A 15,265-nucleotide genomic window follows, 5' to 3' on the forward strand; every position below is an offset into this window, starting at 1 on the left:
GTCGGCAGCACACTGGCTTTGTATTCAGGGGACTGCTCCTCAAAAAGTTCCCAAGAAGGCATGGACACCACTCGCACTTTCTTGCCGTTGGCAGTCAGTACTTCGGCGGCTTTGACACAGAGGGAGACTTCTGAACCTGTGCCGATCAGGATCAAGTCGGGGGTACCTTGGCAATCCACCAGTGTGTAGGCTCCCTTGGCCACATTGGCGGCAGAAGTACCGGCCAAGTTAGGCACATTTTGGCGGGTAAGCGCGAGGAGGGTCGGCTGCTTACGCCGTTGGATTGCCACTTGGTAGGCACCCGAAGTTTCATTGCCATCGGCAGGGCGGATCACCAAAAGGTTAGGAATTGCCCGCAGGGAAGCTAAGGTTTCTACGGGTTGGTGAGTGGGGCCGTCTTCGCCAAGGGCAATGGAATCGTGGGTCATGACATAAATGACCCCTGCTCGGGAGAGGGCTGAGAGGCGTAGGGCAGGCCGCAGGTAATCGGCAAAGACCAAGAACGTAGCACAGTAGGGAATCAAGCCGGAATTGTGGAGGGCAATGCCATTGCAGATGGCGGCCATGCCGTGCTCGCGCACCCCAAACCGAATGTTGCGATTTTGGTACTGGCCTTTTTGGAAGTCACCGGAGCACTTGAGTTCCGTGAGGTTGGAGTGGGTCAGATCCGCAGACCCACCGATGAGTTCCGGCAGCTTAGGGGCGATCGCATTTAGGCAAATTTCCGAATGCTTGCGGGTGGCCACAGCCTTGTCTTCGGGCGTATAGCTCGGCAGATCGGCATCCCAATTGGCGGGCAACTCCCCGCGCAGTAGCCGTTCAAACTCGGCGGCCTCCTCAGGATATTTCTGGCGATAGGTGGCCAAAGTTTGGTTCCATTCGGATTCATAGCTAGCACCCCGCTCAATGGCTTTGCGGAAGTGATTCAGCACCTCTTCAGGAACCACAAAAGGCTCATAGGGCCAACCGAGGTTTTCGCGGGTGAGCTTGACTTCCTCAGGCCCTAGAGCCGCGCCATGCACTGCGGCAGTATTGGCTTTGTTCGGAGAGCCATAGCCAATGGTAGTGGTGATCTTGATGAGGGAAGGTTTGTCGGTTACCGCTTTGGCGGCTTCAATGGCTTTGGCAATGCCTGCGAGATCCGTATTGCCATCGGCCACGTGCTGCACGTGCCAACCGTAGGCCTCAAAACGCTTGCAGACATCCTCCGTAAAGGCAATGTCGGTGGAGCCGTCAATGGAAATATGGTTATCGTCGTAGAGGGCAATGAGTTTACCCAGACCCCAGTGACCGGCGAGGGAGCAGGCTTCACCGGAAATGCCTTCCATATTGCAGCCATCGCCGAGGATGACATAGGTGTAGTGATCCACTAGTTTGACATCGGGCTTGTTGAAGCGAGCCGCCAAATGCGCCTCGGCCACTGCTAAGCCAACGGCATTACAAATCCCTTGACCGAGAGGACCTGTGGTTACTTCCACACCGGGGGTTTCAAAGTTTTCGGGGTGACCGGGTGTGCGCGACCCCCATTGGCGAAACTGCTTGATGTCCTCAATCGTAACACTGTCGTAGCCCGTAAGATACAGCAGGGCATACTGCAACATACAGCCATGACCCGCTGAGAGGACAAAGCGATCGCGATTGAACCACTGCGGATTTTTGGGGTTATGCCGCATGAACTGGTTCCAGAGCACATAGGCCATGGGTGCTGCCCCCATGGGCAGACCGGGGTGCCCAGAGTTGGCCTTTTGCACCGCATCGATCGCTAGGAACCGAATGGCATTAATACAGAGTTCATCAAGGGATTGAGTCACCGCAGGCATTGCTTCCTCTCTCTAATTGGGTTTGCAGCAGAAGTTAACGGTCGGGAGTGTATTTGCGGAAGGCCAACGTTACGTTATGCCCACCAAAGCCAAAGGAGTTGGACAAAGCCACCGTCACCGGACAAGCCCGGCTCTGATGGGGAACATAGTCCAGGTCGCAAGCAGGATCTGGCTGTTCCAAGTTAATTGTAGGGGGGATGCGATCGTGGGCAACTGCCATCACCGTAGCGATCGCCTCAATGCCCCCCGATCCCCCCAAGAGATGCCCCGTCATGGATTTTGTCGAACTCACAGGAACACGACGGGCATTTTCCTCCCCAAGGGCGCGCTTAATGGCGGCGGTTTCCGTACTGTCGTTGGCGGGGGTACTGGTGCCGTGGGCATTGATGTAGCTCACCTGATCCGGGGTAATTCCCCCATCCTTAAGGCAGGCTTCAATGGCACGGGCGGCCCCTTCGCCCCCCGGTGAGGGAGCGGTCATGTGGTAGGCATCACAGGTGAGGCCATAGCCCACCATTTCCGCATAAATGCGTGCCCCGCGGGTCAGGGCAAATTCCAATTCTTCCAGAATTAGGATGCCGGCTCCTTCGCCGAGGACAAAGCCATCACGGCTGAGGTCAAAGGGACGACTGGCATGCTGGGGGTCATCGTTGCGGGTGGACAGGGCACGCGCAGCCGCAAAACCGGCCACTGACAGGGGCGTGATTGCTGCCTCCGTACCACCGCAGATCATTGCCTTAGCATAGCCATGTTGCACCATGCGGAAAGCATCGCCGATGGCATTGGATCCCGCTGCACAGGCAGTCACGGCACAGGAATTAGGCCCTTTGGCACCGGTGTGAATGGCGGTGAGTCCAGCAGCCATGTTGGCAATCATCATTGGAATCATAAAGGGACTGCAGCGACTGGGCCCCTTGGTGAGATAGATCTCCTGCTGCTCCTCCATCACCTTGATTCCCCCCACACCAGTGCCAATAATGATGCCAATGTCCGTGGCATTGCTGTTGTCAATGGTTAACTGGGCATCCGCAAGGGCTTGCTTGCTGGCAGCCACGGCAAATTGGGCAAAGCGATCCATACGCTTGGCATCTTTGCGATCCATGTAAAGGGTGGGGTCAAAGCCCCGCACCTCACCCGCTATGCGGCACTCATGGTGACTGGCATCAAAGGCCGTGATGTAGTCAATGCCGTTGCGACCGGCCATTAACCCTTCCCAATACTCCGCAAGGGTGTTCCCGAGGGGGGTAATTGCTCCCATCCCCGTGACAACTACCCGTTTTTGGTGCGCCTTTGCCATGGACCTATGCAGCTACCTTACTATTGATAAAGTCAAGGACATCTTGGACGGTTTTGAGTTTCTCTGCCTCTTCGTCCGGAATCTCTACGCCGAAGGCTTCCTCAAGGGCCATGATCAGCTCCACAGAATCGAGGGAGTCGGCATTGAGATCTTCGGCAAAACTGGCTTCGGGCACAACTTTTTCTGGATCAACACTCAGTTGATCGGCAACAATTGCTTTGACCTTTTCGAGAATTTCAGATTGATTCATAGATGCCTGAACTGATGGACAACGATGGAGAACAGGAATTGATGCGGGCGATCGCCATTCCTCAAATCTAGGATGTTTCGTGCCCAGAATCAACGCGCCACAATTATAGGACAAAATGGGGATCCCCTAAGAGACTTCTGCAACTGTGATAAGCTACAGTTTGGATACTTGATACCAACAACGCTACATCCGCTGTTGCCCTTCCTTCACCGAGTTACCGATGCATTTTACGATTGCGAGTCTGCTTGCCAACTTTAGCGAAGATAAATTCGTTGCCCCCAAAGTTCTCGAAAAAAAGCTCGGCTGCGATGATCCTGAGAGCCAGCGAGAACTGGAAATTGCCCTTGATGCCCTAGAACGCATTGGCCTCCTGATCAAAGAACGGGGCAAGTATCGCCGTGCCGGTGATGAGGGCTTGATTGAAGGGCGGCTGCGCTGCTCCAGCAAGGGCTTTTGCTTTGCTATTCAGGAGACCGAGGGCGCTGAAGATATTTTTATACGCGAGCATCAACTCAGTACTGCTTGGAATGGCGATCGCGTGCTGGTGCGGGTCACCCGTGAGGGCCGCCGCAAGAAATCTCCCGAAGGGGAAGTGAAGCTGATTTTAGAGCGGGGAAATCCCTCGGTGATTGCCCGGGTTAAACAGACGGAAGACGGTTTTCGGGCTATCCCCCTTGACGATCGCCTGCTCTTTGAAATTGCCCTTGAGCCAAATGACCTCGTGCCCGATCTATCCACCGTCGTGGATCAACTGGTGCATGTAAACATTCGCCGCTATCCCTTGGGGGGATACTTGCCCATAGGAGAAATTGGCCAGATTTTAGGCACGGATGCCCAATCGGCCCCTGTCTTAGACCTGATTTGCTGCAAGCATAACCTCGTGCGGCAATTTAGCCCAGCGGTGCGCACAGCGGCAGCAACGTTGAATGCCCAGTTGGCGGATTTGGATTTAAGCGATCGCCAAGACTTGCGGGAGTTGGTCACCATTACCCTAGTTGCCCCCGGTCAAGAACCCCAAGTCGCTTTTTCCCTTGATCCCCTCACGCCGAACCTCTGGCAGTTGGGAATTCACATCAGTGATGTGGGAGGTCTGCTCCCCCGCGATGAATTGCTGGATCGGACGGCACGGCGACTGGGCATGACCTTGGCCACCCCTGAACTGAGTCTGCCCCTCCTCCCCCAGGAGCTGGAGATGCTGCGCCTCCTGCCAGGGAGCGATCGCGCGGCAATTTCCCTCCTAATTGCAATTGACAACAGCGGCACCGTCCAGTCCTACAAGATGTACCGCAGTCGTATCCGCGTGGATGCCTGTGTTACCAGTGAGCAGGTCGCGGCCACCCTTGCCTTGGGAGATAGTTCGGGCGATTGGCTGCGTGCCCTGATTCACCTTGCCCAGGCCGTCAGTCAGCAACGCCAGCAACGGGGCAGTATTGAAATCCCATTTGCGGATGCCTTGAGTCTTGCCTATGCAGACGAGGGTCTAGCACCCGCTATTTCCCTACCCCAGGTTACCCCTTGGACAAGTTTAGTCGTTCTTGCCAATGAATTAATTGCCCGTCATCTAAGGAAGTTGGGTGTGCCTGCCCTCTACCGCATCCAGCCTGTCCCCGAACTCTACGCAGTGCAGGATTTTCTCAAGCTCTGCCAAAATCTGGGCTTGCCCTTGAGTCTAGAGAATCCCTCCCAAGTTACCCCACGCGACTGTCAGCGCTTTATGGCCCAGTTGGCCACCTCAGATTTGGCACCGCTGTTGCAAGAACTCTTACTGGATAAACTCAAACCCGCCAGTGATGCCAGTGTGCCACTACCCCACTTTAGCTTGGCCACTGGGGAAGGCTATGGCCACTTCTGCTCTCCTTTGCAACGCTACACCGACATTGTCAATCAGCGCATTTTGCATCTTCTGCTCACGGAGGGGCGCGATCGCCGCGGTCCACGGGCCAAGGAGCGCGTTAATCTCGGTGACTCCGCTTGTTTAGAGCAAGTGAACTGGTCGGTTTTCACCACCGATGTCCAGCGCGAGGTGGATACCCTCCTGAACGAACTGGTTCCCCACCTCCAAGAGCGGGAGCGGCAAACCTACACGGCTTGGAAAGATTTGGTGGGTCTGCAACGGGTGCGTCAAGTCCAAGCCTGCATCGGTGAAGTGCGTCCCGGTATTATTACGGGGGTACAGTCCTATGGCTTCTTTGTCGAACTGATTGATTTTAATGTTGAGGGCTTAGTTCATGTCAGTTCCCTCAAAGATGACTGGTATGACTACCGCGCCCTTGCTCAAACCTTGACGGGCCGACGCAACCGATTGCGTTACCGCTTGGGCGATCGCGTTGAAGTGCTGATTAAAAATGTGGACTCCTATCGTCAGCAGGTGGACTTGATGGTAATTAGTGGTGGCTCCCAAGCCTCAGAAGAAGACCTCAACGGCAGCGGTGATGTTGGGGAAACCGCTATCCCTCCCGAAGCAGAAGCCCCTGACGATCTCTAAACCAGCAGTGGATGTTTCGCAGGGAGTGGGCAGCGGTTGAAAATCGTCTATTTTGGCACACCAGAGTTTGCCCTTCCGCCCCTACAGCGGCTGCTGGAAACGGAGGCCCATCGGGTCTTGGGGGTGGTCACCCAGCCTGATCGGCGGCGGGGACGGGGCAATCAAGTGTCTCCTTCGCCGGTGAAGACCTTAGCCCTCAACCACGGCTTAGCGGTCTGGCAACCTGAGCGGCTGCGTCGAGAGGCAGAGTTGCCTGACATCCTGCGATCGCTGGCCGCCGATTTCTTTGTGGTGGTTGCCTACGGTCAACTTCTGCCCCCGTCAATCCTTGAGATTCCCCGCTACGGCTGCCTCAATATCCACGGCTCACTGTTGCCCAAGTATCGCGGTGCAGCTCCCATTCAGTGGGCACTCTACTACGGTGAACGGGAAACCGGTGTAACCACAATGCTCATGGATGCCGGCATGGACACAGGCCCGATGCTCCTGAAGCGAACAGTGACCATTGAGCTAGGGGATAACGCCGCTACCCTCAGTAGGAAGCTCAGCCACATTGGTGCCGATCTGCTGCTGGAAACGTTGCAGCAATGGGGGCAACTTCACCCCGAACCGCAAAACGAGGCTGAGGCCACCTATGCTCCCCTCATCCAAAAAAGTAACTATGCCATTGATTGGCGGCGATCTGCCCTCGCCCTCCACAACCAAGTGCGCGCCTTTTATCCCTATGCCTACACTCAGTGGCAAGACACCCCCTTGAAACTGCTACAAACGTGGCCGTTAGTACCTGAAGTTGCTGCGGAATTACCCGAACCCTTACGGTCTTTTGTCGGTGCGCCCGAGGTGTCCGCTGCTCCTGGCACCGTGGTGGAGCTGATTAAGGGATGGGGACCTGTTGTCCAGACGGGAGAGGGGCGGCTGCTGTTGAGTCAAGTGCAGTTGAGTGGCCGCAAGGCCCAGTCAGGGTGGGATTTTGTCAATGGTGTGCGGCTGGCGATCGCCACCCAGTTCGGGACGGCACCATCACTCCTGTAACTGAGTTTTAAGCAAGCGGGGCTTAATGTAACTAAATATTACGATTTTGCCGTTTTGACAGCACTGTGCCTTGACACCCCTTGGAGTGGCTCACTACACTGACACACATACCTAGGTACGTCTCTAACCCCTATGGAAGATAAGCAAAAGGTTACGTTGTATCTGTCCCCCGATGTGCACCGCCAGCTAAAAATTGCCGCTGTGATCGAGCAGGAAACGATGTCTACCCTTGCGGAACGTGCCATTGAATTTCTGCTGGCTCACCCAGAAGTCTTCGCGGAATACGCAGAGCAAAAGCACGGTAATGTGCATCGGGTCTATCACTGCCCAAAATGCGCCAGTGCCCTTGTCCTACGGGGGGATGAGCTAACGGCCTTGGTCGATCAGCCGACGGTGATTGATGAGGATAGCCTCAGTGTTCCCTCGCTCTCCGTGGAGTTGGTGTCTGCCCGCTAAGCTAAGGGCGGGGGTATCGGGTCAACCTTGAAAAAAGGAGGTGATGGCTGTGCAAGAAGAGTTGAGTATCCTAATCCAAGCGCAATATCCACTGATCTACCTCCTGACCTCCGAAGAAGAGCGGGCTGAGCAGGCGATCGCCAGCATTGCCCAAAGCCAAGTCGGGTCTCAAGGGCGGTCTCCCCGCAAGCTCTACATCTGGACGGTGACCCACGGCATGGTTGAGTATGGTCATCCCCGCAACAACAGCCACCATAACACTGTCTCACCGGAGGCCGCGATTCAATGGGTTGTTCACCAACGGGAACCGGGCATCTACGTCTTTAAGGATTTGCACCCCTTCATTGATTCACCCCCTGTAACTCGCTCCCTGCGGGACGCGATCGCCAGCTTCAAGAACAGCCACAAAACCATTATTCTCATGTCCCCGGAAGCGGCGCAGCGGATTCCCGTCGAACTGGAAAAAGAAATCGTTGTCGTTGACTATCCCTTGCCAAGTATCAACGAACTGGATCAAGTCCTAGGGGAGCAACTAGATCCTCGCAGTCGTCGCCTCACCCCCGAAGCCCGCGAAAAACTGGTTAAAGCCACCCTTGGCCTGACGCGGGATGAAGCCGAAAAAGTCTTTCGCAAAGCCAAAGTTACCGCCGGTCGCCTCACCGAAGCCGAGGTGGACATCATCCTTTCCGAGAAAAAGCAACTCATCCGCCGCAACGGCATCCTGGAATACATGGAAGTGGATGAAACCATTGATTCTGTGGGGGGTCTAGAGGAACTCAAAACTTGGTTGCGGCAACGCGCCAATGCCTTTAGTGAAAAAGCGCGGGAATACGGCCTACCCCAACCCAAGGGGATGCTCATTTTGGGCGTGCCCGGCTGCGGGAAGTCCCTCATTGCCAAAACCACCTCTCGCCTTTGGGGTCTACCGCTGCTGCGCTTGGATATGGGGCGGGTCTATGACGGGTCAATGGTGGGACGCTCCGAAGCAAATTTACGCAACGCTCTGAAAACTGCTGAATCCATTTCCCCTGCCATTCTCTTTATTGATGAAATGGACAAGGCCTTTGCCGGTGGAGCAGGCTCTTCGGACTCCGATGGCGGTACCTCTAGCCGTATCTTTGGCTCCTTCCTGACTTGGATGCAGGAGAAAAAGTCTCCCGTCTTTGTCTTGGCGACGGCCAATCGCGTCGAGCGCCTCCCCGGTGAATTCTTACGCAAAGGCCGTTTTGATGAAATTTTCTTTGTGGATTTGCCCAATGCCGAGGAGCGCAAGGAAATCTTTCGCATTCACCTGAGCAAGCGTCGCCGTGATATCGATCGCTTTGATCTAGAGCAACTGGCCAATATCTGTGATGGCTTTTCCGGTGCCGAGATTGAGCAGGCCATCATTGCCGCCATGTACGAAGCCTTTGCTCAAGGGCGCGAGTTTACCCAGTTAGATATTATTGCCGCCAGCCGTGCCACTCAACCCCTTTCCAAGACGATGCAAGAGCAGGTCACGGCACTTCGCGATTGGGCACGCCAACGGGCGCGTCCGGCGGCTGCTTCAGTGGCTGAATACCAGCGACTGGAGTTCTGACAAGCTTCCTTCTGTCTGCCCTATGCAGACGGGAGAAAGACCCGACCACAGGGGTTTGGTTCGCCATAAATTGTGGTTCATTCAGTCCAATGTTTCTGTCTCAATCTGGAGGAAATCCACATGTCTCACTTCAGCACCCTGCGTACGAAAATTACCGATGCTGAAATCCTAAAAGCCTCTCTGCGCGATTTGGGCATTGCGGTGAAAACCGATGCCGACGTGCGGGGTTACAACGGCCAACGTGTGCGCGCCGACATCGTCGCTGTTCTTGACGGCGAGTACGATCTGGGCTGGTCCCGCAACGCCGATGGCACTTTTGATCTGATTGCCGATCTCTGGGGTGTGGCCAAAAAACACAACCAAACTGAGCTAATCAACTCGATCAACCAAAAATATGCCATCAACAAAACCTTGGCTGAGGTGAAGCGCCCTGGCCTTCAGAACGCCAACGTCAAGCTCGTGGTGCATAGCTAATCCTGTTGCCAATTGCTTTGTACGGTCTAGCGCGCGTTCCCAAGTAATCCGCCGGCCGACTCCCCAGGGGTCGGCCTCTTTTTTATCTCCATTTGGATTCATGTTGCATTCATGAACTGGCGATCGCCCGCTTGAGATGATTTTGCAGGGTTTGGCTGGGCAGGCCACTCTCCAGATGCTGCCACGGTAAGATAGTCTCCACTGGCCAATTGGCAGTGACGTAGGCTTCAAAGTCCGGCAACTGTCCCCGCAGCTCCTTAAAAGCACGGCGATAACTGCCGAGGGAAGTGCCATAGTGGCGAACCCGCTCTAGGAGGGGAGCCAGCCGGCGATCGCCCCGCGAAATTAAAGCTTGAATCAGCGAGTCACTATAGGATTCGGGACGAAACTCTACCCCCAATTTGGCCAACTCTTTTTTTAGAAACTTGAGGCGTTTTTCGGCCACAGGTTGAACGCCCCACCACTGAAAGGGAGTGTGGGCTTTGGGCACAAAGGTACTACAGCCTAGGGTGAGTCGCAGTCGCGGCGCTATTTTTTTCAATTGGCGAAAGAGATCCACTGTGGCTGCAACATCGGCATCAGTCTCTGTGGGCAGTCCCACCATGCCATAGAACTTCAGCCCCTTGAGGCCACCGGCTTGGGCATGGCTGGCGGCAGCAAGAATCTCATCGGTCTCAAGCTTTTTGTTAATCACTTGGCGTAGGCGTTCAGAGCCTGTTTCAATAGCAATTGTCAGTGACTGACTGCCCCGTTGACTCAAGAGTTGGGCAAGGGATTCCGTGACCGTATTTGTGCGCACAGAGGCCAAACTCACCCGCACATGGTCAAACTGCGGCTGACGTAAATACTCCATCAAGGCGGGAAATTCGGGATGTTGGGTAATGGAGGCACCCAAAAGTCCTAGGCGATCGGTGACCGCTAGCCCCTGCTCAATGGCGGGAATCAGGGTTTCTAAGCTCGGTGTGCGAAAGGGCAACGTCAAATAGCTGGCCAAGCAAAAGCGACATAGCTCTGGACAACTGCGCACCACCTCCACCATGTAGATCTTTTCCCAAGCCGCAAGGGGGGTAACCACTGTGGAGGTGGCAAGGCTCTGGCCGCGATGCACTTGTTTGGCCACCGTAGGGGGTACCGTGGACTTTAGCGGTTCAATTCCCTGAAGGGGGCCGGTGGCACTGGCATAACTGACCGCATAGAGACTGGGGACATAGAGGCCGGGCAATTGGGCAAGGGCTTCCAGCCGTTGCGATCGCGGGGCAGTGCGCACCTGAGCCACAGTGTTCAGAAACGGCTCTAGGAGTGGCTCCGCATCCCCCAGTAAAATCACATCAAAGAAATCCGCAAAGGGTTCAGGGTTGGCCGTCAGGACAGAACCACCGCCAAAGACAAGGGGGTGGCTCTCTTGGCGATCGCGCTGCCAAATCGGAATGCCCAGCCGCTCTAAGAGCGCCAACAGATTGCCGTAGTCCAACTCCCACGAGAGGGAAAACCCCACCAACTCTGGATCCCGCGGCAGTGGCTCCTGTACATCCGTAAAGAGACGGCTTATCGCCACATCGGCACGGCTGGCCAGTTGCGCCCACACCAGTTGATACCCCAAGCTAGTAATGCCAACGCTGTAGGTATTGGGAAAGCCGTAGATGATGCGCAGCGCCTCTGGGCGGGGGCGCGATCGCTCAAAGAGAAGGGTTTCAGCGGCAAAGGGGGAATTCATCTAGGTTGGCGTTGACTTACGACGGCTGGTTTTTGTGGTCTTAGTGGCCGCCTTTGCAGTAGCCTTTTTTGTTGTTGATTTTGTTTTCGGGGCGGTGGCCGTTGACGTGCGGCGGGTTTTCTGGGGGGCTTTTTCCGCCAACAGGGAGAGGGCTTGCTCAAGCGTCATTGTCTCTGGCGTCACCCCCTCCGGCAGTGAGACATTCACCTTACCGTGGTTGACATAGGGACCATAGGGACCATCTAGAACTTGCACCGGCTCCCCATCCTCGGGGTGGTTCCCCAAAATCGCTAGCACCTGTTTCTTGGCACGGCCGCGACTGGATTTTGGAGTTGCCAGTAGCTCTAGGGCACGCTCCAGCGTAATCGTATAGACATCATCCTCCCCCTTGAGGGAGCGATAGTCCTTTTCACCTTCAGGGTCATGGACAATGTAGGGGCCAAAGCGGCCTTGATTGGCTTGAATCAGTTTGCCGGTTTCGGGATGAACTCCCAATGTGCGGGGCAGTGACAAGAGGGTAATTGCTAAGTCGAGGGTGACTTCATCGGGACTCACTCCCTTGGGTAGGGAAGCCCGTTTTGGTCTTGGATTGGCCTCGGTGGCTTCCCCCAACTGCACATAGGGACCAAAGCGCCCCGTCAGCAAGAAGATCGGTTCCCCAGTCTCAGGATGCACCCCCAGCTTGTCCGGACCTTCTAGTTTCTGGCGAATGAGTTGCTCTACCTGTTCACGGGTAAGGCTACCGGGCGTGGCGTCTTGAGGCAAGGAGGCCTTAATGGGTGGACTGCCGTTGCCATTCCGATAGACAACAAAAGGCCCAAAGCGCCCCACCACCACTTCCGCATTCAGTTCCGGCAGGGGGATTGCTCTTGCTTCCGTGGCCTCAATCGTGCGCTCCCGCTCTTTCACCTGCTGCTCAAGACCATTTTCACCTAGGTAGAAAGATGCAAGGTAGGGCTGCCACTGCACCTCCCCCGTGGAAATATCATCGAGGGCTTGCTCCATCCGCGCCGTGAAGTTAATGTCCACTAAATCGGGAAAGTATTTCTCCAGCAGAGCGGTAACGGCAAAGGCGGTAAACGTGGGTTCAAGGGTATTGCCGCGGCGAATAGCATACTCGCGGTCTTGGATCGTGCTGATGATTGTGGCGTAGGTGCTGGGGCGCCCAATGCCGGCTTGTTCGAGGGCTTTGACAAGGCTCGCCTCGGTGTAGCGCGGCGGCGGCTGCGTTTCGTGCCCAACACTTTCAAGGGCTTGGCAGCGGAGAATATCCCCCACCTGCATTTGCGGCAGAATCACCTCTTGACTTTCAAGGGCGGCATCGGGATCATCGGATCCTTCCACATAGGCACGGAAAAAGCCCGGAAAATCAATGCGCTTCCCGTGGGCACGGAAGAGGGCATCCCCGGCCGTAATTGAAACCGTTAGCAGGGTCACACGGGCATCGGCCATTTGGGAGGCTATCGTGCGCTTCCAAATCAATTCATACAGTTCCAGTTCCCGATCCTTAAGTCCTGTTTCTTGGGGGGTCTGAAACCGGCTGCCGGCAGGCCGGATTGCTTCGTGGGCCTCTTGGGCACCCTTGGTTTTGGTGGTGTACTGGCGCGGCTGCGGCGACAAAAAGGCTTTGCCGTACATCGCTTCCACACAACTGCGCGCAGCAGCGATCGCCTGCTCCGACAGATGCACCGAGTCGGTGCGCATATAGGTGATATAGCCCTCTTCGTAGAGCTTTTGGGCAATGCGCATTGTCTCTTGGGCCGAGAGGTGGAGTTTGCGGTTGGCCTCCTGTTGCAGGGTCGAGGTGGTAAAGGGGGGAGCAGGTTTGCGCGTCTGTTGGCGTTCCTCTTGCTCCGTCACCGTCCATGTTTCTGTTAGCAGGCGATCGCGCAGGGCATTGGCCGCCGCCGCATCTAAGAGCAAGACCGCTTCGGGATTGCGCACCTGTCCCGTGGCCGGATCAAAGTCACTGCCTGTGGCCAAGCGTTGACCGCCGACACTCACCAAACGGGCTGGAAAAAGCGTGCCCCGTTGATCTAGAGTGGCTTTGAGATCCCAAAATTGCCCCTTACGGAAGGCCAGTCGTTCCCGCTCTCGTTGCACTAATAGGCGCACGGCCACCGACTGCACTCGTCCGGCTGAGAGGTGGGGGGCAATCTTCCGCCACAGCAGGGGTGACAGGGTATAGCCCACCAAGCGGTCGAGGATGCGCCGCGTTTCTTGGGCACGCACCAGTTGTTGATTGACATCGCGGCAATTGCGCAGCGCTTCTTGGATCGCCTCTTCCGTAATTTCATGGAAGACCATCCGCCGCACCGGCACCTTTGGCTCCAATAGTTGCAGCAAGTGCCAACTAATACTTTCCCCTTCGCGGTCTTCATCGGTTGCCAGCAGGAGTTCGTCAGCAGTTTTTAGGGCAGTTTTCAGGTCTTTGACAACTTTTTGCTTGTCTTTGGGGACAATGTAGAGGGGTTCAAAGCCGGCAGCAACATTCACCCCGAGGGTTGCCCACTCTTCCCCCTTGAGTTCGGGGGGCACATCGGCCGCGCTGCGGGGCAGATCACGGACATGACCCATCGAGGCTTCCACGCGATAGTCCGGGGGCAAAAATTTGCGAATGGTACGGGCTTTTGTCGGAGATTCAACAATGACAAGGGTGGACATAGCAGATGCTGCGGGATGGGTTTTTCGGCACTCTCAAGTTTAGCGATCGATCATAGAACTGTGTTCTCCCACCGTATCATGGGGAGCAAGGAGAAGTATTTCCCCACTATTGATAACCCTAGCCCAACCAATTGGCGATGGGGAGAATCTGTTTAGTCAGCATAGCGGTTTTTAGGAAGCAGCGATGACTCAGCGTGGGGCAGCCCCAGAAATCGTGATCCAAACACGCCACCTCAATAAATATTTTGGCGATCGCCATGTCCTCAAGGACATTAACTTCACGGTTGCTAAACAAGAGGTGGTCGCCCTCATTGGCCCCAGTGGTTCCGGCAAAAGCACCTTACTCCGCTGCTTGAATGGATTGGAGACGTACCAATCGGGAGAGATTTTCATTCTCGGCCATTACCTGCCGCCGACACCAACCCCTCAGCAACTGAGAAGAATTCGCCGTCAAGTGGGCATGGTCTTTCAGAGCTTTAACCTCTTTCCCCACATGACGGTTCTGCAAAACATTATTGAAGCCCCCATCCTTGTGCGCAAACTCCCCCGCCGTGTGGCTATCGAAATGGCCGAACGTTTATTGGCGAAAGTGGGTTTGCTGGACAAACGGGATGCCTATCCTCGGCAACTCTCCGGGGGACAACAACAGCGGGTGGCGATCGCCCGCGCCTTGGCCATGCAGCCGGAGATTCTCCTCTTTGACGAACCCACCTCTGCCCTTGATCCGGAACTGGTGGGGGATGTCCTCGCTGTGATGCGACAACTGGCTGAAGAAGCCATGACCATGGTGGTGGTCACCCACGAGATGCAGTTTGCCCGTGAAGTCTCTTGCCGCGTCGTGTTTCTTGCCGATGGCCAAATTATTGAGGAAGGGTCGCCCCAAGAACTGTTTCGTCGTCCAAAACAGGAGCGAACCCGCGTTTTTTTAGAGCGTGTGCTGGTTAGGCACTAACCCTTGTAGGCCTTGATGCATTTTTCCACAAGGGCCTGCACGGCATCCACATCCTGCCAGCCGAGAATTTCAGTCACTTTTTTTTCCAGATTTTTGTAGGTGCGGAAGAACTCGGCAATTTCTTCAAGGCGGTGGGGCGCAATGTCCTTAAGGGATTTCACCTCAGCATAGCGAGGATCATCAGCAGGCACACAGAGAATTTTCTCGTCGCGATCGCCACTGTCAATCATCTCCAGTAAGCCAATGGGGCGGGCAGGAATCACACACCCCGGAAATGTCGGCTCATCCATGATCACTAAACCGTCGAGGGGATCGCCATCCTCCGCCAACGTATTGGGAATAAACCCATAATCATAGGGATAGGTCACCGCTGAATAGAGGACGCGATCGAGGGCAAAGACATTCATTTCCTTATTAAACTCATATTTATTGCGGCTGCCCCCCGCAATTTCCACCAGCACATTGACAATACCCGGCTTAGGTTGGGCAGGAATACGGCTTAGATCAATACCCATAGTAACGATGTCCACGCAACAAGTCTC

Annotated in this window: 12 protein-coding genes; 6 read left to right on the plus strand and 6 right to left on the minus strand. The window is 55.4% G+C overall.

From position 1 onward, the window contains the following. From tkt to acpP, 3 genes are all read right to left on the minus strand, one after another. Positions 1-1,820 (minus strand): transketolase (gene tkt, locus Q0683_RS04310; protein ID WP_298976460.1); only part of this gene is annotated, 1,820 nt, incomplete at its 3' end. A gap of 34 nt (positions 1,821-1,854) precedes the next feature. Then, positions 1,855-3,117, minus strand: coding sequence for a beta-ketoacyl-ACP synthase II (gene fabF / locus Q0683_RS04315; protein WP_298615564.1), 1,263 nt, complete (start codon positions 3,115-3,117; stop codon positions 1,855-1,857). Positions 3,118-3,121: 4 nt separating this feature from the next. Further along, positions 3,122-3,367 carry an acyl carrier protein gene (acpP, locus tag Q0683_RS04320; RefSeq protein WP_298615567.1) on the minus strand — a complete coding sequence of 82 codons (246 nt, stop codon included), beginning with the start codon at positions 3,365-3,367 and terminating at the stop codon, positions 3,122-3,124. Positions 3,368-3,587: 220 nt separating this feature from the next. Here acpP and Q0683_RS04325 point away from each other — a divergent pair, with 220 nt between their 5' ends. The 5 genes from Q0683_RS04325 to Q0683_RS04345 all read left to right on the plus strand — a co-directional run bounded on the left by Q0683_RS04325 (position 3,588) and on the right by Q0683_RS04345 (position 9,393). Further along, positions 3,588-5,852, plus strand: coding sequence for a ribonuclease R family protein (locus Q0683_RS04325; protein ID WP_298615570.1), 2,265 nt, complete (start codon positions 3,588-3,590; stop codon positions 5,850-5,852). Positions 5,853-5,888: 36 nt separating this feature from the next. Continuing rightward, a complete protein-coding gene (gene fmt / locus Q0683_RS04330; RefSeq protein WP_298615571.1) occupies positions 5,889-6,884 on the plus strand; it encodes a methionyl-tRNA formyltransferase in 996 nt (331 codons plus the stop codon). A gap of 132 nt (positions 6,885-7,016) precedes the next feature. Beyond that, positions 7,017-7,340, plus strand: a complete 324-nt coding sequence (locus tag Q0683_RS04335) for a ribbon-helix-helix domain-containing protein (RefSeq protein WP_298615573.1) — start codon at positions 7,017-7,019, stop codon at positions 7,338-7,340. Between the two features lie 49 nt (positions 7,341-7,389). Beyond that, the gene (locus Q0683_RS04340) at positions 7,390-8,919 is read left to right on the plus strand and encodes an AAA family ATPase (protein ID WP_298615607.1); all 1,530 of its coding nucleotides are present in this window, start codon (positions 7,390-7,392) and stop codon (positions 8,917-8,919) included. Between the two features lie 120 nt (positions 8,920-9,039). Beyond that, positions 9,040-9,393 carry a DUF1257 domain-containing protein gene (locus tag Q0683_RS04345; RefSeq protein WP_298615575.1) on the plus strand — a complete coding sequence of 118 codons (354 nt, stop codon included), beginning with the start codon at positions 9,040-9,042 and terminating at the stop codon, positions 9,391-9,393. A 109-nt stretch (positions 9,394-9,502) separates the two neighbouring features. On the opposite strand, the gene Q0683_RS04350 is transcribed toward Q0683_RS04345, so the two are convergent. Further along, a complete protein-coding gene (locus tag Q0683_RS04350; protein ID WP_298615577.1) occupies positions 9,503-11,107 on the minus strand; it encodes a radical SAM protein in 1,605 nt (534 codons plus the stop codon). Beyond that, the gene (gene topA / locus Q0683_RS04355; RefSeq protein ID WP_298615579.1) at positions 11,108-13,771 is read right to left on the minus strand and encodes a type I DNA topoisomerase; all 2,664 of its coding nucleotides are present in this window, start codon (positions 13,769-13,771) and stop codon (positions 11,108-11,110) included. Between the two features lie 184 nt (positions 13,772-13,955). Between topA and Q0683_RS04360 the strand changes: the two genes are divergently transcribed. Further along, a complete protein-coding gene (locus Q0683_RS04360; protein ID WP_298615582.1) occupies positions 13,956-14,723 on the plus strand; it encodes an amino acid ABC transporter ATP-binding protein in 768 nt (255 codons plus the stop codon). Here Q0683_RS04360 and Q0683_RS04365 read toward each other — a convergent pair. Next, positions 14,720-15,232, minus strand: a complete 513-nt coding sequence (locus tag Q0683_RS04365) for an inorganic diphosphatase (RefSeq protein WP_298615609.1) — start codon at positions 15,230-15,232, stop codon at positions 14,720-14,722. The two genes, Q0683_RS04360 and Q0683_RS04365, sit on opposite strands and share 4 nt — an antisense overlap. Positions 15,233-15,265 lie beyond the last annotated feature (33 nt).

The organism is uncultured Thermosynechococcus sp., assembly GCF_938074695.1.
GTDB lineage: Bacteria > Cyanobacteriota > Cyanobacteriia > Thermosynechococcales > Thermosynechococcaceae > Thermosynechococcus.

Excerpts from the sequence above, each read along its gene's own strand:
- acpP (WP_298615567.1), bottom strand. The coding sequence starts at position 3,367 with ATGAATCAATCTGAAATTCTCGAAAAGGTCAAAGCAATTGTTGCCGAT.
- Q0683_RS04350 (WP_298615577.1), bottom strand. The coding sequence starts at position 11,107 with ATGAATTCCCCCTTTGCCGCTGAAACCCTTCTCTTTGAGCGATCGCGC.
- fabF (WP_298615564.1), bottom strand. The coding sequence starts at position 3,117 with ATGGCAAAGGCGCACCAAAAACGGGTAGTTGTCACGGGGATGGGAGCA.
- Q0683_RS04345 (WP_298615575.1), top strand. The coding sequence starts at position 9,040 with ATGTCTCACTTCAGCACCCTGCGTACGAAAATTACCGATGCTGAAATC.
- topA (WP_298615579.1), bottom strand. The coding sequence starts at position 13,771 with ATGTCCACCCTTGTCATTGTTGAATCTCCGACAAAAGCCCGTACCATT.
- Q0683_RS04360 (WP_298615582.1), top strand. The coding sequence starts at position 13,956 with ATGACTCAGCGTGGGGCAGCCCCAGAAATCGTGATCCAAACACGCCAC.
- Q0683_RS04335 (WP_298615573.1), top strand. The coding sequence starts at position 7,017 with ATGGAAGATAAGCAAAAGGTTACGTTGTATCTGTCCCCCGATGTGCAC.
- Q0683_RS04325 (WP_298615570.1), top strand. The coding sequence starts at position 3,588 with ATGCATTTTACGATTGCGAGTCTGCTTGCCAACTTTAGCGAAGATAAA.